The organism is Stenotrophomonas sp. JAI102 (assembly GCF_013409105.1).
Lineage (GTDB): Bacteria > Pseudomonadota > Gammaproteobacteria > Xanthomonadales > Xanthomonadaceae > Stenotrophomonas > Stenotrophomonas maltophilia_AA.
The window spans coordinates 354,549-373,713 of sequence record NZ_JACCCI010000004.1 but is presented as its reverse complement, the minus strand read 5'-3'; the positions used below and the strand labels follow the sequence as shown (position 1 = coordinate 373,713).

Annotated in this window: 25 protein-coding genes; 19 read left to right on the top strand and 6 right to left on the bottom strand. The window is 67.6% G+C overall.

Going from position 1 to position 19,165, the window contains the following annotated elements; translation table 11 throughout:
* Positions 1-24 precede the first annotated feature (24 nt).
* Entirely contained in the window at positions 25-768 is a 744-nt protein-coding gene (locus tag HDC96_RS16900; protein WP_257018788.1) for a DUF3108 domain-containing protein, read from the top strand.
* Between the two features lie 2 nt (positions 769-770).
* On the top strand, positions 771-1,454 hold the full coding sequence (locus HDC96_RS16895) for a DUF3108 domain-containing protein (RefSeq protein ID WP_179460951.1): 684 nt from the start codon (positions 771-773) through the stop codon (positions 1,452-1,454).
* Between the two features lie 34 nt (positions 1,455-1,488).
* Here HDC96_RS16895 and HDC96_RS16890 read toward each other — a convergent pair whose 3' ends face one another.
* The 3 genes from HDC96_RS16890 to HDC96_RS16880 all read right to left on the bottom strand — a co-directional run bounded on the left by HDC96_RS16890 (position 1,489) and on the right by HDC96_RS16880 (position 3,381).
* Entirely contained in the window at positions 1,489-1,797 is a 309-nt protein-coding gene (locus tag HDC96_RS16890; RefSeq protein ID WP_179460950.1) for an EF-hand domain-containing protein, read from the bottom strand.
* Complete coding sequence (murA, locus tag HDC96_RS16885) at positions 1,794-3,068, bottom strand: UDP-N-acetylglucosamine 1-carboxyvinyltransferase (RefSeq protein ID WP_179460949.1); 1,275 nt, start codon at positions 3,066-3,068, stop codon at positions 1,794-1,796. The genes HDC96_RS16890 and murA overlap by 4 nt, the downstream gene beginning before the upstream one ends.
* Before the next feature lie 82 nt (positions 3,069-3,150).
* Positions 3,151-3,381, bottom strand: a complete 231-nt coding sequence (locus HDC96_RS16880; protein ID WP_088432818.1) for a BolA family protein — start codon at positions 3,379-3,381, stop codon at positions 3,151-3,153.
* Positions 3,382-3,434: 53 nt separating this feature from the next.
* Between HDC96_RS16880 and HDC96_RS16875 the strand changes: the two genes are divergently transcribed.
* The 17 genes from HDC96_RS16875 to HDC96_RS16795 all read left to right on the top strand — a co-directional run bounded on the left by HDC96_RS16875 (position 3,435) and on the right by HDC96_RS16795 (position 17,043).
* Positions 3,435-4,436 carry a KpsF/GutQ family sugar-phosphate isomerase gene (locus HDC96_RS16875; RefSeq protein WP_179460948.1) on the top strand — a complete coding sequence of 334 codons (1,002 nt, stop codon included), beginning with the start codon at positions 3,435-3,437 and terminating at the stop codon, positions 4,434-4,436.
* Between the two features lie 43 nt (positions 4,437-4,479).
* A complete protein-coding gene (locus HDC96_RS16870) occupies positions 4,480-5,028 on the top strand; it encodes an HAD hydrolase family protein (RefSeq protein WP_179460947.1) in 549 nt (182 codons plus the stop codon).
* A complete protein-coding gene (gene lptC / locus HDC96_RS16865; RefSeq protein WP_179460946.1) occupies positions 5,025-5,585 on the top strand; it encodes an LPS export ABC transporter periplasmic protein LptC in 561 nt (186 codons plus the stop codon). Before HDC96_RS16870 ends, lptC begins: the two co-directional genes overlap by 4 nt.
* 115 nt (positions 5,586-5,700) lie before the next feature.
* Positions 5,701-6,249: a lipopolysaccharide transport periplasmic protein LptA gene (gene lptA, locus HDC96_RS16860; RefSeq protein ID WP_179460945.1), complete on the top strand. Its 549-nt coding sequence runs from the start codon at positions 5,701-5,703 to the stop codon at positions 6,247-6,249.
* Positions 6,249-6,968 carry an LPS export ABC transporter ATP-binding protein gene (lptB, locus tag HDC96_RS16855; RefSeq protein ID WP_019185407.1) on the top strand — a complete coding sequence of 240 codons (720 nt, stop codon included), beginning with the start codon at positions 6,249-6,251 and terminating at the stop codon, positions 6,966-6,968. The genes lptA and lptB overlap by 1 nt, the downstream gene beginning before the upstream one ends.
* Before the next feature lie 42 nt (positions 6,969-7,010).
* Complete coding sequence (locus tag HDC96_RS16850) at positions 7,011-8,450, top strand: RNA polymerase factor sigma-54 (protein WP_179460944.1); 1,440 nt, start codon at positions 7,011-7,013, stop codon at positions 8,448-8,450.
* A gap of 58 nt (positions 8,451-8,508) precedes the next feature.
* Positions 8,509-8,835, top strand: a complete 327-nt coding sequence (gene raiA / locus HDC96_RS16845; protein WP_046274055.1) for a ribosome-associated translation inhibitor RaiA — start codon at positions 8,509-8,511, stop codon at positions 8,833-8,835.
* A gap of 21 nt (positions 8,836-8,856) precedes the next feature.
* Positions 8,857-9,309, top strand: a complete 453-nt coding sequence (locus HDC96_RS16840; RefSeq protein ID WP_088432825.1) for a PTS sugar transporter subunit IIA — start codon at positions 8,857-8,859, stop codon at positions 9,307-9,309.
* A complete protein-coding gene (hprK, locus tag HDC96_RS16835; protein ID WP_176990842.1) occupies positions 9,306-10,256 on the top strand; it encodes an HPr(Ser) kinase/phosphatase in 951 nt (316 codons plus the stop codon). Before HDC96_RS16840 ends, hprK begins: the two co-directional genes overlap by 4 nt.
* Entirely contained in the window at positions 10,253-11,143 is an 891-nt protein-coding gene (gene rapZ, locus HDC96_RS16830; RefSeq protein ID WP_179460943.1) for an RNase adapter RapZ, read from the top strand. Before hprK ends, rapZ begins: the two co-directional genes overlap by 4 nt.
* A 128-nt stretch (positions 11,144-11,271) precedes the next feature.
* Positions 11,272-11,664, top strand: a complete 393-nt coding sequence (locus HDC96_RS16825) for a PTS sugar transporter subunit IIA (protein ID WP_019185401.1) — start codon at positions 11,272-11,274, stop codon at positions 11,662-11,664.
* Positions 11,657-11,926: an HPr family phosphocarrier protein gene (locus tag HDC96_RS16820; RefSeq protein ID WP_179460942.1), complete on the top strand. Its 270-nt coding sequence runs from the start codon at positions 11,657-11,659 to the stop codon at positions 11,924-11,926. Before HDC96_RS16825 ends, HDC96_RS16820 begins: the two co-directional genes overlap by 8 nt.
* 59 nt (positions 11,927-11,985) lie before the next feature.
* Entirely contained in the window at positions 11,986-13,695 is a 1,710-nt protein-coding gene (gene ptsP, locus HDC96_RS16815; RefSeq protein WP_179460941.1) for a phosphoenolpyruvate--protein phosphotransferase, read from the top strand.
* Positions 13,696-13,921: 226 nt separating this feature from the next.
* Positions 13,922-15,283 (top strand): magnesium transporter, encoded by a 1,362-nt coding sequence (gene mgtE / locus HDC96_RS16810; RefSeq protein ID WP_176990845.1) that lies wholly within the window; start codon positions 13,922-13,924, stop codon positions 15,281-15,283.
* Between the two features lie 15 nt (positions 15,284-15,298).
* Positions 15,299-15,565 carry a hypothetical protein gene (locus HDC96_RS16805; RefSeq protein ID WP_176990846.1) on the top strand — a complete coding sequence of 89 codons (267 nt, stop codon included), beginning with the start codon at positions 15,299-15,301 and terminating at the stop codon, positions 15,563-15,565.
* Positions 15,566-15,632: 67 nt separating this feature from the next.
* A complete protein-coding gene (locus HDC96_RS16800) occupies positions 15,633-16,433 on the top strand; it encodes a prolyl oligopeptidase family serine peptidase (protein WP_179460940.1) in 801 nt (266 codons plus the stop codon).
* A 151-nt stretch (positions 16,434-16,584) separates the two neighbouring features.
* Positions 16,585-17,043, top strand: coding sequence for a transposase (locus HDC96_RS16795; protein WP_179460939.1), 459 nt, complete (start codon positions 16,585-16,587; stop codon positions 17,041-17,043).
* Between the two features lie 85 nt (positions 17,044-17,128).
* On the opposite strand, the gene HDC96_RS16790 is transcribed toward HDC96_RS16795, so the two are convergent.
* Genes HDC96_RS16790 through HDC96_RS16780 form a run of 3 tightly spaced genes read right to left on the bottom strand, consistent with a single transcriptional unit; the run spans position 17,129 to position 19,152 of the window.
* Entirely contained in the window at positions 17,129-18,079 is a 951-nt protein-coding gene (locus HDC96_RS16790) for an aspartate carbamoyltransferase catalytic subunit (protein WP_123728554.1), read from the bottom strand.
* Positions 18,080-18,095: 16 nt separating this feature from the next.
* A complete protein-coding gene (gene ruvX / locus HDC96_RS16785) occupies positions 18,096-18,593 on the bottom strand; it encodes a Holliday junction resolvase RuvX (RefSeq protein ID WP_179460938.1) in 498 nt (165 codons plus the stop codon).
* Positions 18,586-19,152, bottom strand: a complete 567-nt coding sequence (locus HDC96_RS16780) for a YqgE/AlgH family protein (RefSeq protein WP_179460937.1) — start codon at positions 19,150-19,152, stop codon at positions 18,586-18,588. Before HDC96_RS16780 ends, ruvX begins: the two co-directional genes overlap by 8 nt.
* Between the last annotated feature and the right edge of the window lie 13 nt (positions 19,153-19,165).

Sequence of the window (19,165 nt, the reverse complement as noted above, 5' to 3'; positions counted from 1 at the left end):
CCTGTGTTCAAGCCCGTGCTGCTGATGGCATCCCTGCTGTGCACCGCTGCTCTTGCCCACGCGCAGGAGACGCCCACGCCACCGCTGCCCGCGTTGCCTGCCATGGACTGGGAGGCGCCGCCGCTGCAGCCGTTCACCGCCACCTACCAGGCCATCTACAAGGGCAAGCAGGCCGGCGATGCGACCATGCGCGTCACCCACACCGGCGGCGACCAGTGGCGCGTGGACATGCAGGTGATCGGCCGCAGCGGCTTTGCCAGCGTGCTCGGGCTGAACCTGGAACAGAGCACCGTCTTCGAGAACCGCAACGGCACCTATGTGCCGCTGAGCCAGAGCACGGTGCGCAAAGGCCTGTTTCTCGGCAAGAAGGTCACCGGCACCTATGACTGGAAGGCCGGCACCGCGCAGTGGCTGGGCGACCTGAAGAAGGAACGCCGCCAGCCGATTCCGCTGCAGCCCGGCGACCAGAGCGCGCTGCTGCTGAACCTGGCGATCATGCGCGACGCCCGCCCCGGCGGGCAGATGCATTACCGCTATGTGGACGTGGGCCGCGTCCGCCAGCACGACTACCAGGCCGCGCCGGACACCGAAAACGTGCCGGTCGGCGATCTGTCCTACAACGCGCTGCGGGTGTATCGCACCAACGGCGGCAATGACGAAACCATCCTCTGGATCGCCAACGGTGTCCCCACGCCGGTGCGCATCCTGCAACGCGAAGACGGCGAAGATCGGATTGATCTGCGCCTGATCGAATACCAAGGAGTCTGAGCATGACCACACTGAACCGTCCGCTGACCTGGATCGCCGCTGGCGCGCTTGCCGTGGTGAGCCTGCCCGCGATGGCCCTGCAGCCGTTCAAGGCCGATTACCAGGCCAGCTACATGGGCATGCAGGCCAACGGCACCATGACCCTCACCAGCGAAGGCGCCAACAAGTGGCGTTACAGCCTCAACGTGAAGAACCAGCTGGCCGATCTCAGCCAGAGCACCGTGTTCGAGGAAGCCAACGGCCGCCTGCGCCCGCTGAGCAGCAATGACCGCTCGGTGCTGCTGGTCAAGAAGCGCAACGTGGATGCCAATTACAACTGGAACAGCAACCAGGCCACCTGGACCGGCGACGTGAAGCCGGATCGCCGTGGTCCGGTCGCGCTCAAGGCCGGTGACATGGATGCCCTGCTGATCAACCTGGCGATCGCGCGCGATCTGGCCGCCGGCAAGCCGCTGAATTACCGCATGGTCGACGAAGGCCGGATCAAGCCGATGTCCTACAAGGTGGTCGGCAAGGAAAAGATCACGGTGGGCGGCAAGTCCTACGACGCCACCAAGGTCTCGCGCGTGGATGGCAACAAGGAACTGATCGCCTGGATCGTGCCGGAGTTCCCGGTGCCGGCGCGCCTGCTGCAGCGTGAGAGTGGCAAGGATGCGCTGGATCTGACGATCAAGGGCATGAACTGACCAAGAAAAACGCCCGCTTGCGCGGGCGTTTTTTTCATTCCGGCTTGGCTTCGCCGAACACCGTTTTGCAGTCGACCCGGATCTGCTGACGCGTGTCGCGCCAGTAGTAGGTGCTGCAGTGGCGGTTGCCGTCGACCTTCTTCTCCACGCCGACCGCATAGAACGACTGGAACACCTCGGTACGGCTGACCGTGCCGTCCGCGTTCCAGTCCATGTCTTCCTGCTGGATGCCCTGGGTGATCGCGATGCCGGCGTACCAGGCATAGCCCAGCCACGCCAGCACGATCAGCACCAGGACCAGCAGCGCCTTGCGGCGGCGGGTGAACCGGCCGCGCAGGATCATGCCGCGACACGCCGGATGGTGGCGCCCAGCGAAGACAGTTTCTCTTCGATGTTCTCGTAGCCGCGGTCGAGGTGGTAGATGCGGTCGATGGTGGTATCCCCCTCGGCCATCAGGCCCGCCAGGATCAGCGAGGCCGAGGCGCGCAGGTCGGTCGCCATCACCGGCGCGCCGCTGAGCTGCTCGGCACCGCGCACGATCGCGGTATGCCCTTCCACCTGGATGTCCGCGCCCAGGCGCAGCAGTTCGTTGACGTGCATGAAACGGTTTTCGAAGATCGTCTCGTTGATCACGCCCACACCGTCGGCCACGCAGTTGAGCGCCATGAACTGCGCCTGCATGTCGGTCGGGAACGCCGGGTACGGCGCGGTGGTCAGATTGACCGCGCGCGGGCGTTTGCCTTCCATGTCCAGGGTGATGCTGTCTTCGGTGGTCTCGATCTTCGCACCGGCCTCGACCAGCTTGGCCAGCACCGCATCCATGGTGTTCGGGCGCGCGCGGTTGACCGTGACCTTGCCGCCGGTCATCGCCGCGGCCACCAGGAAGGTGCCGGTTTCGATGCGGTCGGGGAGCACTTCATGACGGCCGCCGGAGAGCTTCTCCACGCCTTCGATCACCAGGCGGGCGGTGCCCAGGCCTTCGATCTTCGCGCCCAGCGCGATCAGGCAGTGCGCCAGGTCGGTGACTTCCGGCTCCATCGCCGCGTTGTCCAGCACGGTGGTGCCTTCCGCCAGCACGGCGGCCATCAGCACGTTCTCGGTGCCGGTGACGCTGACCATGTCGAAGGTGAAGTGCGCACCCTTCAGGCGCTTGGCCTGGGCCTTGATGAAGCCGTTCTCGACGGTGATTTCCGCCCCCAGGGCCTGCAGGCCCTTGATGTGCTGGTCAACCGGACGCGAGCCGATCGCGCAGCCGCCCGGCAGCGACACTTCGGCCGCGCCGAAACGGGCCAGCAGCGGGCCCAGCACCAGGATCGAGGCGCGCATGGTCTTGACCAGCTCGTACGGGGCCACGTGCTGGTCCACCGAACGCGGGTCGACCACGATCGCACTGCCGCGCGACAGGGTGCCCTGGTCGATGGTGACCTTGGCACCCAGCTCGCCGAGCAGCTTCACGGTGGTGACCACGTCGTGCAGGTGCGGCACGTTGGTGATCTCCACCGGCGCATCGGCCAGCAGGGTCGCGCACAGGATGGGGAGGACAGCGTTCTTGGCGCCGGAAATGTTCACTTCACCGTGCAGCGGCTTGCCGCCGGTCACTACGATCTTGGCCATGGAATCTACTTGGAATGAGGTAGAGCCGACCGTTGGTCGGCTGATTGAATCGGTGAGGTATAGCCAACCATCACTCGGCTGACTAGCCCGCTTCGGCCGGGGTGACGGTCTTCAGCGCCAGCGCGTGGATCGCCCCGCCCATCAGATCGCCCAGGGTCGCGTAGACCATGCGGTGGCGCGCCAGCGGCATTTTGCCGGCAAAGGCGTCGCAGACCACGGTGGCCTCGAAGTGCACGCCGTCGTCACCCTGCACGTCCGCGCGGGCGCCAGGCAGGCCGGTTTCGATCAGATTGCGGATGGTCTCGGCGTCCAACGGGCTTTCCTAATAAAATGAGCGCTCATTCTACTCTTCCACGTGGCGCTCGCATGGCTGTCTCGCCCCAACTCCCCCATCCGGCCGACGCTGCGGCACTGGTCGCCAGCGGCCGCCGCGTGTTCGAGATCGAGCGCGATGCGCTGGACGCGGTCGCCGACCGGCTGGGCGAGGCGTTCAGCCAGGCCTGCCAGCTGATGCTGCAGAGCAAGGGCCGCGTGGTCGCCACCGGGATGGGCAAGTCCGGTCATGTGGCGCGCAAGATCGCCGCCACGCTGGCCTCGACCGGCACCCCGGCCTTCTACGTGCATCCGGGTGAAGCCGGGCATGGCGACCTGGGCATGATCACCAGCGCCGACGTGGTGCTGGCGCTGTCCTACTCGGGCGAGTCCGACGAGCTGCTGATGCTGCTGCCGGTGCTCAAGCGCCAGGGCAACCGCCTGATCGCGATGACCGGGCGGCCGCAGTCCAGCCTGGCCACCGCCGCCGACGTTCATCTGGATGTCAGCGTGCCGGCCGAGGCCTGCCCGCTGGCCCTGGCCCCGACCTCCAGCACCACCGCCTCGCTGGCCATGGGCGATGCACTGGCCGTGGCCCTGCTGGATGCCCGCGGCTTCACCGCCGACGATTTCGCCCGCTCGCACCCGGCCGGCAGCCTGGGCCGCCGCCTGCTGCTTCACATCACCGATGTGATGCACAGCGGCGATGAGCTGCCGCGCGTGGGCGTCGATGCCAGCCTCAGCGAGGCCCTGGTGGAAATGAGCCGCAAGCGCCTGGGCATGACCGCCGTGGTGGATGCGGACAACCGCCTGATCGGTCTGTTCACCGATGGCGACCTGCGCCGCGCGCTGGATACCGACCTGGACGTCCGCAGCGCGCGGATCGCCGATGTGATGACCCGTGGCCCGCGCACGATCGGCGCCGATCAGCTGGCGGCCGAGGCGGCGCAGCTGATGGAAGCCCACAAGATCACCGGCCTGCTGGTGGTCGATGCCGAGGGCCACCTGGTCGGCGCACTCAACATTCATGACCTGTTGCGGGCCCGGGTGGTTTAAACCACAGTTGTCTTCCTCCATTCAGCTGAGCTCCCCCCAGACGATGCCTTACTCCCCGTTGCCCGGTTTCCCGTCCCACCTGCATGCCGCTGCCGGCCGTATCCGGCTGGCCTGCTTCGACGTGGACGGCACGCTCACCGACGGTCGGCTCTACTACGACAAGGACGGCAACGAGAGCAAGGCGTATTACGTGCAGGACGGACTCGGCCTGAAACTACTCCAGCAGCAGGGTATCCACCCGGTGCTGATCACCGCGCGCAACAGCCAGTCCGCGCTCCGGCGCGGCGCGGACCTGGGCATCGATACCCAGATCGCGGTCGGCGACAAGCTGGCCAGCGTCAAGGCGCTGTGCGGGCAGCACGGCATCGGCCTGGACCAGGTGGCCTTCATGGGCGATGACCTGCCCGACCTGGCGCCGCTGTGCGCGGTCGGCCTGGCGGTCGCCCCGGCCAACGCCCACCCGTGGATCGCCGAACGCGTGCACTGGCAGACCCGCAGCGACGGCGGCCAGGGCGCTGCGCGCGAGCTCTGCGATGTGCTGCTGGCCGCGCAGGGCCATGTGGACGCGGTGCTGGCGAGGTTCGGCGCATGAACCTGCGTACCGCCCTCGGCATCGGTCTGCTGGTGGCTGCCGCCTTCACCGGCTGGCTGGCGCTGCATGATCGCGACAAGGGCACGGCCGAGGTGGGGGACGACGCCACCAAGGATTACGTGCTGCATGATTTCCAGATCGTGGCGCTGGACGAACAGGGCAAGGAATCCACCACCCTGCGCGCCCCGCTGCTGGAACGCGCGCGCAGCGATGAGACGATGAACATCACCACGCCCCTGTTCCTGCTGCCCGATCAGGACGGCAATCATTGGGAACTGCGCAGTGATACCGGCTGGGTCAGCGCGAAGGGCGATCAGCTGAAGCTGGTCGGCAACGTCAGCGGCGACAGCCCGAAGATCGCCAGCGTGCCGCCCACCACCTTCCGCACCGATCACCTGGATGTCTTCCCGAACGAAAGCCGCGCCAAGACCGATGCCCTGGTCACCATGACCCGCCCGGGCATGAGCCAGTCCGGCGTCGGTTTCGAGCTGGATTCCAAAACCAAGACCTACCATTTCCTGAGTCAGGCCAAGGGCCGTTACACGCCCCAGCGCTGAGCCACGGCAGCCCCGGCGACGTCCACCGACCGGCGGCGGCTGCACAGGAACCCCGATTCACCGGCCAGGCTTACCGCTGGTCACGACCCCTACTCTGGCAGGACAGACCCATTCAATGAAGATCCTATTTGCAGCCGCCTGCGCGATCAGTCTTCTCGCCCCCGCGTTCGCGGCCAGCGCGAAGTCCACCGACCGCAATGAACCGATGACCATCGATGCCGGCACCCAGTCGGGCACGCTGGTGGGCGATGGCAAGACCACGCTGTCCCAGGGCGTGGTGGTCACCCAGGGCACGCTCGATCTGCGCAGCGCCGACGCCGAGATCTACATGAAGGACGGCGAAGCGGTGCGCGCCGTGTTCACCGGCAAGCAGGCCAAGCTCAAGCAGCAGCTTGATGACGGCAGCTGGATGGACGCCAGCGCCGACCGCATCGATTACGACATCAAGGCCGAAGTGCTGACCATGACCGGCAACTACCAGGTCAAGAGCGCGCGCGGCACCAATGCCGGCCAGAAGATGACGTACAACACCCGCACCGGCGAGATGAACAGCGGTGGCGACGGCACCCGCGTGCGCACCGTGATCCAGCCCAAGAACAAGACCGCGGCGCCGGCCACGCCGGCCGCCAAGACCACCGTACCGACCCCCGGGAGCAAGAAGTAATGCTCGTCGCCAAAGGCCTGCGCAAGCGCTACAAGCAGCGTGAAGTCGTCAAGGATTTCGGGCTGACCCTGGAGGCCGGTGAAGTGGTCGGCCTGCTCGGCCCCAACGGTGCCGGCAAGACCACCTGCTTCTACATGATCGTCGGCCTGGTCGAGACCGACGCCGGCAGCATCGTGCTGGACGGCAAGGACATCACCAGCGACCCGATGTACACCCGCGCCAAGCAGGGCGTGGGCTACCTGCCGCAGGAACCCTCGGTGTTCCGCAAGCTGACCGTGGCCGACAACCTGCGCCTGGTGCTGGAACTGCGCGAGGACCTGGACAAGGCCGGCCGCGAAAAGGAACTGGCCAGCCTGCTGGACGAGCTGCAGATCAACCACGTGGCCGACCAGCTGGGCGCGAGCCTGTCCGGTGGTGAGCGCCGCCGCTGTGAAATCGCCCGCGCGCTGGCGGCCAAGCCGCGCCTGATCCTGCTCGATGAACCGTTCGCCGGCGTCGACCCGATCTCGGTCGGTGAAATCCAGCGCATCGTCACCCACCTCAAGCAGCGCGGGATCGGGGTACTCATCACCGACCACAATGTCCGCGAAACCTTGGGAATCTGCGACCGCGCGTATATCCTCAACGAGGGCAGCGTGCTGGCACAGGGCGCGCCGGACGAGATCCTGGCCAACGCCGACGTCCGCCGCGTCTACCTTGGGGACACCTTCAAGCTCTGATCCAGCGGCCGCCGCAACGCCTTCCTTCCGTTCGGCACAGGCATGAAAGCACGGCTGCAGACATCGATGGGGCAACACCTGGTCATGACGCCGCAGCTGCGTCAGGCGATCAAGCTGTTGCAGATGTCCAGCGCCGAGCTGGAGCTGGAAATCAACGAGGCGGTGGAGACCAACCCGCTGCTGGACTGGGCCGAGAACGCTGAACCGGCGCTCGAGGCCAGTCCCGGCGAAGACGCGCCCCCGCCCGCTCCCACCGATACCCACGCCGATGGCGAGCACCAGGTCTCGGCCAGCGATGACTGGTCGCCCGGCGAAGGCGACTGGACCAGCGGCAGCAGCGGCGGCTCGTTCGACGATGACGACAACGGCAGCGCCGCCGAGCGCGTGGCCGAGACCGAATCGCTGGCCGACCACCTGCTCTGGCAGCTGCACCTGTCCCACCTCTCGGCCCGGGACCGCAGCATCGGCGCGGCCCTGATCGACGCCTTCGAAGACGACGGCTACCTGCGCGAGCCGCTGGCGACCATCGCCGAGACCCTGCGCCCGGGCATCCAGGCCGACGAGGCCGAGATCCTGACCGTGCTGCACCAGATCCAGCGTTTCGACCCGGTCGGGGTCGGTGCGCGCTCGCTGGGCGAATGCCTGGACCTGCAGCTGCTGGTGCTGCCCGCCGACACCCCCGGGCTGGCCCTGGCCCGGCGCATCGCCGATGGGCCACTGGAGCGCCTGCCGCGCAGCGGCGTGGCGGGCATCGCCCACGAACTGCGCGAGCCGGTTGCCGAGGTCGAGGTCGCCGTGCAGCTGCTGCGCTCGCTGGACCCGCGCCCGGGCACCCAGATCGGCGAGCTCTCCCACGACAGCTACGTGGTGCCGGACTGCGTGGTCTGGCGCCAGAACGGCGTCTGGCGCGCGGCACTGGCCGGCCATGCCGGGCCCCGGGTGGTCATCCACCGGGGCTATGAACAGATGATCCGCCGCTGCGGGGAGGCCGACGCCGGTTACATGCGCGCTCACCTGCAGGAGGCGCGCTGGCTGCTCAAGGGCCTGGAGGCCCGCGGCGAGACCCTGCTGCGGGTCATGCGCTGCCTGCTCGACCAGCAGGCCGCCTTCCTGGAGTTCGGCGAACAGGCGCTGCGCCCGCTGACCCTGCGCGAAGTGGCCGGCGAGCTCGGCCTGCACGAATCGACCATTTCCCGGGCGATCGCCCGCAAATACGTGCGCACGCCGCGCGGGACCCTGCCGCTGCGCGGGTTCTTCGCCTCGGGCATCGATACCGACAGCGGTGGCGAAGCCTCCAGTACCGCCATCCAGGCCATGCTGCGCCGCCTGATCGATGACGAGAACCCGCGCAAGCCGCTTTCTGACGCCAAGCTGGCTGACCTGCTCAAGACCTCGGGAATACCGGTGGCGCGACGCACCGTGGCGAAGTATCGTGAAGCCATGAACATTTCCGCCTCGCACGAAAGGGTAAGAATCGTCTGACGCTCCACCGCGCCCGGCGGGAAGGTTCATTGGCACATCCGAACAAAGGAGAAACCCGATGCACATCGAGACGTTTGGCAAGGACCACCTTGAGATCACCCCGGCTCTGAACGAGTACGTGGAGACCAAGCTGGAACGGCTGAGGAAGCACTTCGACCAGCACTGCGAGGTTCGCGTGCAACTGTCGATCCGCAAGCCGGAGCACCATGCCGATGCGAGTGTGAATGTTCCCGGGCAGACTCTGCACGCGGACGCCAGCGGCCCCACCATGTACGCCGCGATCGACATCCTGGCCGACAAGCTCGACCGCCTGGTCATCAAGCACAAAGAGAAAAAGCAGCAGCACGCACCGCAACCGCTGCCGGTGGGCGACAATGAGGGCTGATGCCCTCGTTTCCACCCCGACATGCCTCTGACTGATCTTCTGGCGGCCGTCCGCACGCAAGTGTTGCCGGCCGCCGATCGCGACAGCGTGCTGAAGGCCGCAGCCCGTCTGCTGGCCTGCCGCGAAGCCAACGCCGAGCTGCTGTACCAGAACCTGTGCCAGCGCGAGACGCTGGGCAGCACCGCCATCGGCCATGGCATCGCCATCCCGCACGGCCGTGCGCCCCTGCTCGAACGCCCCCGCGGCGCGCTGCTGCGGCTGGAGTCGCCGGTGGAGTTCGGCGGCGATGAGCCGGTGGACCTGGTCTTCGCGATTGCCGTTCCCGCGCATTACACCCATCAACACCTGATGCTGCTGTCCGAGCTGGCCGAGCTGTTCTCCGAGCCGGCCATCCGCCAGGCGCTGCGCGAAGCGCGCGACGGCGACGCACTGCGTCGGGTCATCGAATTCCCCCCGCCGGCGAGTGCCGCATGAATACCAGCATCACCGCGCGCGAACTGTTCGAGCAGCAGCGTGACCGTCTCGCCCTGCGCTGGATCGCGGGGCAGAAAGGCGAGCGCCGTGAGCTGGAAGCCGGCAACAAGGTCTCGCGCCGCCCCTCGCTGGCCGGTTACCTCAACGCGATCTACCCGAACAAGGTGCAGATCCTGGGCACCGAAGAGCTGTCCTGGCTGGACTCGCTGGACTCGCGCCAGCGCTGGGAGACCATCGAGCGGATCATGCAGTCGCATCCGCTGGCGCTGGTGATCACCCGCAACCAGTCCTGCCCGGAAGACCTGCGCGCGGCCGCGGACGAATCGCAGACGCCACTGTGGATCTCGCCCAAGCGCGGTCATGAGCTGCTCAACCACCTGTCCTACCACCTGGCACGCACGCTCGCGCCGCGGGTGATCCTGCATGGCGTGTTCATGGAGATCTACTCGATCGGCGTGCTGATCACCGGCGAGGCGGGCTCGGGCAAGAGCGAGCTGGCGCTGGAACTGCTCAGCCGCGGCCACCGGCTGGTCGCCGACGATGCCCCCGAGTTCACCCAGATCGCCCCGGACGTGCTCGACGGCACCTGCCCGGAGCTGCTGCAGGACCTGCTGGAAGTCCGTGGCCTGGGCGTGCTCAACGTGCGCGAGATGTTCGGTGACACGGCTGTAAAGAAGAACAAGTACCTTCGGCTGATCGTCCACCTGACCAAGCCGATGACCGAGCCCACCCCCTACGGCTATGAACGCCTGACCGGCGACTCGGGTACCCGCCACGTGCTGGACCTGGACGTGCCGCTGATCACCCTGCCGGTGATGCCCGGCCGCAACCTGGCCGTGCTGACCGAAGCCGCCACGCGCCTGCACATCCTGCGGACCAAGGGCATCGACCCGGCCGCGATGTTCATCGCCCGCCACAGCAACATGTTGGAACGCCGCACGCCATGACCACCCCCGCCTCCGCCCCGACCGCCGCCACCCTGATCATCGTCAGTGGCCTGTCCGGTTCCGGCAAGACGGTCGCGCTGAAGACCTTCGAAGACCTCGACTACTACTGCTCGGACAACCTGCCGATCGACCTGCTGCCGGATTTCGTGCGCAGCCTGCTCGGCGATCCGGGCCGCGAAGCCCCGCGACGGCTCGCGGTCGGCATCGACGTACGCGCGCAGAGCGACCTGACCCAGCTCTCACACTGGCGCGAAGACGCCAAGGCCGCCGGCCTGGATGCGCAGCTGCTGTTCTTCGATGCCACCGATGAAAGCCTGCTCAAGCGCTACGCCGATACCCGTCGCCGCCATCCGCTGAGCCAGCTTGGCCTGTCGCTGCCCGAAGCGATCGCCCGCGAACGCGAACTGACCGCGCCGCTGCGCCGCGCCGCCGATGCGGTGATCGATACCACCAGCCTCAACGTGCACCAGCTGCGCCGCAAGGTCGTGACCGAATTCGCGCTCGCCCACGGCAACAAGCTGTCGCTGCTGTTCGAATCGTTCGCCTACAAGCGCGGCGTCCCGGCCGAAGCCGACTTCGTGTTCGACGTGCGCGTACTGCCCAATCCGCACTGGGACCCGGAGCTGCGCCCGCTGTCCGGCCGCGATGCCGGCGTGCGCGAGCATCTGGACGAACAGCCCGATGTGCAGCGTTACGCCGCCCAGCTCGTCGATTTCCTGGATACCTGGCTGCCGCGGCTGGGCAACGACACCCGCAGCTATGTGACCGTCGCCTTCGGCTGCACCGGCGGCAAGCACCGCTCTGTCTACATGGCCGAGCGCATGGCCCGGCATGCCCGCGACCAGGGCTGGCCCGAAGTGGCCACCTTCCACCGGGAACTGGACTGAACGGGTCGCTTCCGGACCGCCCTGTCCTGCCCCGACCCGGGACCGGCCATCGGCACGCTGAACCGCGGAACACAGCAGTCTTTCACGCGTGCTATCGCCAATTCATGTTGACCTGTTAACGTTCGGGAATGACCTGTGGCATTCTCCTCGTAACTCATCCCGGTGTCGGCACGGCCCTGCTGGACGTGGCGACACGGCTGCTGCGGCACCTGCCGCTGAAGACCGAAGCTTTCGAAGTACCGTTCGACGCAGATATGGACGTCCTGCTCCCGCTCGCCTCGGCCGCTTTGCGCCGGGTGGACAGTGGCCAGGGCGTGCTGATCCTGACCGACCTGTACGGTGCCAGCCCCAGCAATCTGGCCGGGCAACTGGCGCGTCTGGGCACCCCGGCGCGCCGGGTTTCGGCGCTGAGCCTGCCGATGTTGATGCGGGTGATGAATTATCCGGAACAGGGACTGGATCAACTGCCTGCCACAGCCGCGGCAGGCACTCGCAATGGAGCGATTGTCGACGATGCTTGAACGTGAACTCACCGTATCCAACCGCCTGGGCCTGCATGCCCGCGCCACTGCCAAGCTGGTGCAGGAGCTGGCGCCGTTCCGCTGCAACGTGACCATGGCCGCCAAAGGCCGTGAGATCAATGCCAAGAGCATCATGGGCGTCATGCTGCTGGCCGCCGGCCAGGGCACCCCGGTCACCGTGCGCATCGACGGCGAAGACGAAGCCGCCGCGATGGACGCGGTGGTGTCCCTGTTCGAACGGCGTTTCGACGAGGACAACTGAGGATGGGGGGGCAGCCGCGATCGGGATCTTCCGCACCGGCCCGGACCGCGTCCGGGGCGATGCTGTTGTCCGGCCACGGTGCCTCGCGCGGCAACGCCCTGGGCCGTGCCCGGGTGCGCCTGCCGCACGCCCTGGAAGTCGCCGAGCAGCGCATTCCCACGTCCAAGATCGACGCCGAACTGACGCGCCTGCATGTGGCCGTGGAAGCGGCACGCGGCGAAATGCACGATCTGCGACAGCGCCTGCATGGCGCGCTCAACCAGGAGGTCGGCGAGTTCCTCGACCTGCATGCCCTGCTGCTCGATGACCCCGAGCTGCTGTTCGGACTGGACGAGCTGATCCGCAGTGGCCCGTACAGCGCCGGCTACGCCCTGCGCGTGCAGCGCGATCGGCTGGCCAAGGTCTTCGATGGCATGGACGATGCCTACCTGAAGAGCCGCATGGACGACCTGGACCATGTGATCGGGCGCATCCATGCCTTCCTGCAGAAGCGCCCGCCGGACGTCAAAGGCATGGCCGGCGAGATCCTGATCTGCGACAACATCGCCCCCTCCGAGCTGGCCCAGCTGCAGGCCCACGGCGTGGTCGGCATCGTCACCGCCGGCGGCAGCGCGCTGTCGCACAGCGCGATCCTGGCGCGCAGCCTGCACCTGCCCTTGATCGTCAACGTCCCCAACGTGCTGCAGAAGGTCGCCGACGGCGACGTGCTGATCATGGACGGCAGCGACGGCACGGTCACTATCAACCCGCAGGCACCGGACCTGCGCGATTACCGCGTGCGGCTGCGCGAACACGCGCGCGAACAGCGCGAGCTCGGCCGCCTGCGCACCAAGCCGAGCCGCACCCGCGACAACGTCGACATCGCCCTGCTGGCCAATGCCGAATCCAGCGAGGACGTCACCCAGGCGCATGCGCTGGGCGCACACGGGCTGGGCCTGTACCGCACCGAGTTCCTGTTCCTGCAGCGCAACGAGCTGCCGGACGAGCAGGAACAGTTCGAGACCTACCGCGATGCCGCCCTCGGCATGAGCGGACGGCCGGTCACCATCCGCACCCTGGACCTGGGCGCGGACAAGGCCGACCGCACCGGGCTGACCCTGAGCAATGAAGAAAATCCCGCGCTGGGCCTGCGCGGCGTGCGCCTGTCGCTGGCCCGGCCGAAAGTGGCCGACACCCAGCTGCGCGCGATCCTGCGGGCGTCGGCCTACGGCAAGCTGCGCATCCTGATCCCGATGGTCAGCACCCGCGAGGAAATCCTCGCCGTGCGCCGGCGCCTGCACAAGCAGGCCGAGCTGCTGCGCGCCGAGGGCCACGAGGTGGCCGAGCACATCCCGTTCGGCGCGATGATCGAAGTCCCGGCCGCAGCGATCGCGCTGGAGAGCTTCATCGACCTGGTCGACTTCCTCTCGATCGGCACCAACGACCTGGTCCAGTACCTGCTCGCCGCCGATCGCAACAACGAAGCCGTGGGCGAGCTGTATTCGCCGCTGCATCCGGCGGTGGTGCGGCTGCTGGCGCATATCCTGCGCACCGGCCAGGCCTACGACATCCCGGTGGCGGTCTGTGGCGAGATCGCGGGCGACCCGATGATGACGCGCCTGCTGCTGGCGCTGGGCCTGACGGAATTCAGCCTGCACCCGGGCACGCTGCTGGAAGTGCGCCGCGCGGTGCGCGACAGCGACCTGTCCGTGCTGCAGGCGATGGCGCCCAAGCTGCTGCAGGCGCGCGACCGCCGCGGCATCGAACGCTGGATCGAGAAGGCCCGGTAGTGCCGGCCGCTGGCCGGCTCCGCATGAACCTTCGGATCGGTATGCGTGGTTGCCGGCCAGCGGCCGGCACTACCGGAGCACTCCGTCCCATGCATGCATCCGTGCACCGCAACGGTCGTGCCCTACCCGATTGACACACAAGCACGCGATAATGACGCGGTGACCACCGCCCATGCCGCATCCTCTACCGGATAGCGGCCTTTTTCTTTTCCCGCAGGAGCTGTGCATGGCCGAAGCCGTACGCCACGACAAGACGGCACGCCAGCTGCGGCTGTTGTCCGATGCACTGGACAGCGGGCGACTGGGTCCGGTGCGCCGGCTGGTCAATACCCTGGCGCCGGCGGAGATCGGCAACCTGCTCGAATCGCTGCCCCCGGGCAAGCGCGAAATTGTCTGGGGTCTGGTCGATCCGGAAGACGACGGCGAGGTGCTGGTCCACGTCGGCGAGGAAGTGCGCGAAAGCCTGCTGGCCGACATGGACCCGGACGAGATCATCGCCGCGGTCGAAGACCTGGACATCGATGACCTTGCCGACCTGGTCGAAGACCTGCCGGACACGGTCATCGATGAAGTGCTCAAGTCGATGGACCGCGAGAACCGCGAGCGGCTCGAGCAGGTGCTCTCCTACCCCGAGGACAGCGCCGGCCGCCTGATGAACCCGGACGTGGTGACCGTGCGCGCCGACGTCAACGTCGATGTAGTGCTGCGGTACCTGCGCCTGCGCGGCGAACTGCCGGACCACACCGATCACCTGTTCGTGGTCAGCCGCCGCCATCAGTACCTGGGCCGGCTGTCGCTGGCCGCGCTGGTGACGCACGAGGACAACACCCCGATCAACCGCCTGATCGATGACGAACAGCCGGCGATCGACGTCGGCGAGAGCGCCGAGGAAGTCGCGCGCCAGTTCTCCGATCATGACTGGGTCTCCGCCCCGGTGGTGGACGACAACAACATCCTGCTCGGCCGCATCACCATCGATGACGTGGTCGACATCATCCGGTCGCAGGCCGAGCACCAGGCGCTGGGCGCGGCCGGTCTGGACGAAGAAGAAGATCTGTTCTCGCCGATCAAGCGCGCCGTGCGCGGCCGCGTGGTCTGGCTCGGCATCAACCTGTGCACCGCGTTCCTGGCGGCCAGCGTGATCGGCCAGTTCGAGCTGACCCTGCAGAAGGTGGTCGCCCTCGCTGTGCTGATGCCGATCGTCGCCGGCGTCGGCGGCAATGCGGCCGTGCAGGTGCTGACCCTGATGGTGCGCGGCATCGCGCTGGGCCAGGTCGGCCAGAGCAACGCGCGCATCCTGCTGTGGAAGGAATCGCGGGTTGCGCTCATCAACGGCACCCTGATCGGCACCGTGGTCGGCATCATCGCCTACCTCTGGTTCCACAGCTTCCTGCTCTCGCTGGTGATCACGATGGCGCTGATCATCAACTTCTGCGCGGCCGCCCTGGCCGGCGTCCTGCTGCCGCTGCTGCTCAAGCGAATGAACGTCGATCCGGCCGTGGCCGGTACCGTGGTGGTCACCGCCGTCACCGACGTCATGGGCTTCTTCAGCTTCCTCGGCCTGGCCAGCCTGATCCTGCTGCACTGACCCTTGGACCCCCGCATGGCCGTGACCCTCGACAATTACTTCGTCCCCGGCTGGCGCGACGCGACCTATACCTGCGCCGCCTGCGAATGGCAGGGCAGCGCGCGGCAGATGCCGATGGAACTGCACGAAGACGAAGCGCAGTTCGACTGCCCGCAGTGCGAGAACCCGATCCTGCTGGTGGTTCATCCCAGCCTGGCCCAGGTGCAGGCCGCCGCCGCCGAGGGTCACCCCGAGGCGATCGAACAGCTGGACATCCTCGCCTCGGTACCGCGCCCGCACTGATGCACTGCAAGATGCCCCGGCGCACCACCGGGCCTAGACTGAAATCGATTTCAATCAAGGCACGACAATGGCGCGACGCTGGGGTGGATGGCTGCTGTGGGCGGTGGCGATGATGACGGTGGCCGGCTGTGCGAGCAGCCCGGACACGTCAGGGGGCCGGTTCGTCGGCCGTGCGGTCAAGGTCGATGGCCAGACCGCCTACTACCAGGTGTTCGTACCGCGCACGGCAGCCGCCTCGCGCGGCGACCTGCCGGTGGTGCTGTTCCTGCATGGCTCCGGCGAACGGGGTCGCGACGGCCGCCGCCAGACCCAGGCCGGTCTCGGGCCTTACCTGCGCCAGCACGCCGCCACCTTCCCCGCGCTGGTCGTGCTGCCGCAGACCCCGGACGACCAGGAGTGGTCGGGCGGGAACAACCGCATCGCGCTGGCCGCGCTGGATGCCGCCATCGCCGAATTCGGTGCGGATCCGCGGCGGCAGTACCTGACCGGGATGTCGATGGGCGGCTACGGCAGCTGGAACATCGCGCTGGACGCACCACAGCGCTTCGCCGCGATCGTGCCGGTGTGCGGCGCGGTGCTGGCCCCGCGCGCGGTGCGCCCCACCCTGTTCGTGGAGGCCGTCGCCCACGAAGCCGATCCGTACGCGGCCATCGCCCAGCGCCTGCGCAACGTCCCGATCTGGATGTTCCATGGCGCGCTGGACGACGTGGTGCCGCCGGAGGACGACCGCAAACTGCACGCCGCGTTCCAGCAGGCCGGGGCAAAAGATGTGCGTTACACCGAGTACCCCGACGGCAACCACAACGCGTGGGACGCGACGTATGCCGATGCCGCGATGTGGGAATGGATGTGGGCGCAGCGGCGGTGATGCGCATTTCCGGTAGTGCCGGCCGCTGGCCGGCTCCGCAGAAATCCTGACACCTTCAGGTAGGTGCCGACCGTTGGTCGGTACTTTCCCCGACGCAACGTCATGCGTTCTAGCGATGCCCGCCGTGCGTTGACGAAGAGACGATGGCGGCATGAACAGTCCGCGCCTCAGGCTGGGGCGATCATCCATCGCCGGCCAGTCCTACACTCTCACCATGGCATGCCTGCACCGCCGCCCCTGGTTCAGTGACCCTCGCAACGCGACCACCATGATGGGACTGTTTCCACAGCTCGACGAGCAGGGGCTGAGCTGGTCACTTGCATGGGTGGTCATGCCTGATCACATTCATTGGCTGCTGGAGCTGCGCGCGCACCCGCTGCCTTACGTCGCCCAACGGATCAAATCACGCAGTGCGCTGCTGTTGAACCGACTGCACGGACGAACCGGTCCGGTGTGGCAATCCGGCTATCACGACCATGCCGTCCGCTCGGAAGATTCCCTGCGCAGGCATGCGATGTACATTGTTGGCAATCCCATCAGGGCAGGACTGTCAACGAAGATGGGTGACTATCCCTTCGCCTGGTGCAGATGGCCCATGGATGACCGATAGGTACCCACCGCAGGTGGGTACCGCCAACCGCACGCATCGACCAACGGTCGATGCCTACCGTGGGCCTCCCGTGGGCCGAGACGTTTTACCCCAGCAACGTTTCCAGCACCGCCATGCGCACCGCGACGCCATTGGCGACCTGGCGAAGGACCCACGACTGCGGGCCGTCGGCCACCTCGTCGGTGACTTCCACACCGCGGTTGATCGGGCCCGGGTGCAGCACGGCGGCATCGGTGCCCGCACGCTTCAGGCGCGCGGCATCCAGGCCGTACTGGGCGTGGTACTGCTCCAGCGAGGGCACCAGGCCTTCTTCCATGCGCTCGCGCTGCAGGCGCAGCATCATCAGCGCGTCGGCGCCTTCGAGCATGGCGTCGAAATCATCGCCGACGATGCAGCCCTTGAGCGTGTCATCGTCAGGCAGCAGCGACTGCGGGCCGCAGACGCGGATCTCGCCGACGCCCAGCGTGCGCAGGGCATGCAGATCGGTGCGGGCCACGCGCGAGTGCTTCACGTCGCCGACGATGATGACCTTCATCTTCGAGAAATCACTGCCCTTGGCCTGGCGCAGGGTGAGCATGTCCAGCAGGCCCTGGGTCGGGTGCGAGCTGCGGCCGTCGCCGGCGTTGACCAGGGCCGTGCCCTCGCCCGCCGCCGCCGCCAGCGCCGCCACCGCGCCATCATCGGGATGGCGTACCACGAAGCCGCGCACGCCCATCGCTTCCAGGTTCTTCAGCGTGTCGCAGGCGGTCTCGCCCTTGCGGGTGGAGGACGTGGAGGCATCGAAGTTCAGCACGTCCGCGCCCAGCCGCTGCGCGGCGAGCTGGAACGAGCTGCGGGTGCGCGTGGAGGGTTCGAAGAACAGCGTGCAGACCGCCGAACCGCCGAGCACGTGGCGCTTGTTGCCGACCCGGCCAACGGCCGCATCACGGATCTGGCCGGCGCGGTCGAGCAACTGCAGCAGGGTTTCGCGGGGCAGACCTTCCAGGGTCAGCAGGTGGCGCAGGCGTCCATCGGAATCGAGTTGCGAGGCGGTCATGGGCAGGGTCTGAGGGTCAGGAAACGGGGGTGGCGTCATCCGGGCTGGAGAGCCAGCGTTCGATGATGACCGCCGCGGCGACGGCGTCCAGCGCAGCGGCATCGCGGCGGCGTTTGCGGCCTTCGGCGCGCTCGACCGCGAACCGGCGTGCCGCCTCGACCGAGCTGGAGCGCTCGTCGACCAGCACCACCGGTAGTTTGAAACGTTCCCGCAGCTGGCGGGCAAAGCCCTGCGCACGCTTGCGGTTGGGCTGGTCCTGGCCGTCCAGGGTCAGCGGATCGCCGACCACCAGGCCGTCCGGCCGCCATTCCTTGATCAGGCGCTCGACCGCGGTCCAGTCCGGTCCGTTGCCGTGCACATCCACCACCGCGATCGCGCGCGCATGGGTGCCGAACGAGCTGCCGATGGCCACGCCGATCCGGCGCGAACCGACGTCGAAGCCGAGCACCGTGCCATCCCGGCGGATGGTCGGCGGCGCGGCCGCGGCGGGCGCTGGCGTCGCCGGCTCAGACATGGCCGCTGTAATCGGTGAGGCGGAACAGGTCCACGCCGATGCGTGCCGCCGCGCCCTGCCAGCGCTCGTCGAACGGGGTGCTGAAGAGCAGCTCGGCATCGGCCGGCACGGCCAGCCAGCTGTTTTCGGCGAGTTCCGTTTCCAGCTGCCCTTCGCTCCAGCCGGCGCAGCCCAGGGTGACCAGCGCATTGCGCGGGCCTTCGCCGCGGGCCATTGCTTCAAGGATGTCGCGCGAGGTGGTGAGGAACACGCCCTCGCCCACGGCCAGGCTGGAATCCCAGCTGCGCGCATCGTCATGGATCACGAAGCCGCGCTCGGGATGCACCGGGCCACCGTTGAGCACGACCTGGCTGCGCAGGGTGTCGCTGGTGGTGGTGATGTCCATCTGGGCCAGCACCTCGCCGAGGGTGTACTCAGAGGGCTGGTTGACCAGCACGCCCATCGCGCCGTTCTCGTCGTGCTGGCAGATCAGCGCCACGGTACGGGCAAAGGTGGGGTCGGTCAGCGACGGCAGCGCGACCAGCAGGTGGTGGGCAAGCGAAGTGGACAGTTCAGACATGTCCCTATTCTAG

Excerpts from the sequence above, each read along its gene's own strand:
- HDC96_RS16795 (WP_179460939.1), top strand. The coding sequence starts at position 16,585 with ATGAACAGTCCGCGCCTCAGGCTGGGGCGATCATCCATCGCCGGCCAG.
- raiA (WP_046274055.1), top strand. The coding sequence starts at position 8,509 with ATGCACATCGAGACGTTTGGCAAGGACCACCTTGAGATCACCCCGGCT.
- HDC96_RS16800 (WP_179460940.1), top strand. The coding sequence starts at position 15,633 with ATGGCGCGACGCTGGGGTGGATGGCTGCTGTGGGCGGTGGCGATGATG.
- HDC96_RS16780 (WP_179460937.1), bottom strand. The coding sequence starts at position 19,152 with ATGTCTGAACTGTCCACTTCGCTTGCCCACCACCTGCTGGTCGCGCTG.
- ptsP (WP_179460941.1), top strand. The coding sequence starts at position 11,986 with ATGCTGTTGTCCGGCCACGGTGCCTCGCGCGGCAACGCCCTGGGCCGT.
- ruvX (WP_179460938.1), bottom strand. The coding sequence starts at position 18,593 with ATGTCTGAGCCGGCGACGCCAGCGCCCGCCGCGGCCGCGCCGCCGACC.
- HDC96_RS16900 (WP_257018788.1), top strand. The coding sequence starts at position 25 with ATGGCATCCCTGCTGTGCACCGCTGCTCTTGCCCACGCGCAGGAGACG.
- lptA (WP_179460945.1), top strand. The coding sequence starts at position 5,701 with ATGAAGATCCTATTTGCAGCCGCCTGCGCGATCAGTCTTCTCGCCCCC.
- murA (WP_179460949.1), bottom strand. The coding sequence starts at position 3,068 with ATGGCCAAGATCGTAGTGACCGGCGGCAAGCCGCTGCACGGTGAAGTG.
- HDC96_RS16870 (WP_179460947.1), top strand. The coding sequence starts at position 4,480 with ATGCCTTACTCCCCGTTGCCCGGTTTCCCGTCCCACCTGCATGCCGCT.
- HDC96_RS16850 (WP_179460944.1), top strand. The coding sequence starts at position 7,011 with ATGAAAGCACGGCTGCAGACATCGATGGGGCAACACCTGGTCATGACG.
- HDC96_RS16820 (WP_179460942.1), top strand. The coding sequence starts at position 11,657 with ATGCTTGAACGTGAACTCACCGTATCCAACCGCCTGGGCCTGCATGCC.
- HDC96_RS16895 (WP_179460951.1), top strand. The coding sequence starts at position 771 with ATGACCACACTGAACCGTCCGCTGACCTGGATCGCCGCTGGCGCGCTT.
- HDC96_RS16875 (WP_179460948.1), top strand. The coding sequence starts at position 3,435 with ATGGCTGTCTCGCCCCAACTCCCCCATCCGGCCGACGCTGCGGCACTG.
- mgtE (WP_176990845.1), top strand. The coding sequence starts at position 13,922 with ATGGCCGAAGCCGTACGCCACGACAAGACGGCACGCCAGCTGCGGCTG.
- HDC96_RS16840 (WP_088432825.1), top strand. The coding sequence starts at position 8,857 with ATGCCTCTGACTGATCTTCTGGCGGCCGTCCGCACGCAAGTGTTGCCG.
- rapZ (WP_179460943.1), top strand. The coding sequence starts at position 10,253 with ATGACCACCCCCGCCTCCGCCCCGACCGCCGCCACCCTGATCATCGTC.
- HDC96_RS16825 (WP_019185401.1), top strand. The coding sequence starts at position 11,272 with ATGACCTGTGGCATTCTCCTCGTAACTCATCCCGGTGTCGGCACGGCC.
- lptC (WP_179460946.1), top strand. The coding sequence starts at position 5,025 with ATGAACCTGCGTACCGCCCTCGGCATCGGTCTGCTGGTGGCTGCCGCC.
- HDC96_RS16890 (WP_179460950.1), bottom strand. The coding sequence starts at position 1,797 with ATGATCCTGCGCGGCCGGTTCACCCGCCGCCGCAAGGCGCTGCTGGTC.
- HDC96_RS16805 (WP_176990846.1), top strand. The coding sequence starts at position 15,299 with ATGGCCGTGACCCTCGACAATTACTTCGTCCCCGGCTGGCGCGACGCG.
- lptB (WP_019185407.1), top strand. The coding sequence starts at position 6,249 with ATGCTCGTCGCCAAAGGCCTGCGCAAGCGCTACAAGCAGCGTGAAGTC.
- HDC96_RS16790 (WP_123728554.1), bottom strand. The coding sequence starts at position 18,079 with ATGACCGCCTCGCAACTCGATTCCGATGGACGCCTGCGCCACCTGCTG.
- hprK (WP_176990842.1), top strand. The coding sequence starts at position 9,306 with ATGAATACCAGCATCACCGCGCGCGAACTGTTCGAGCAGCAGCGTGAC.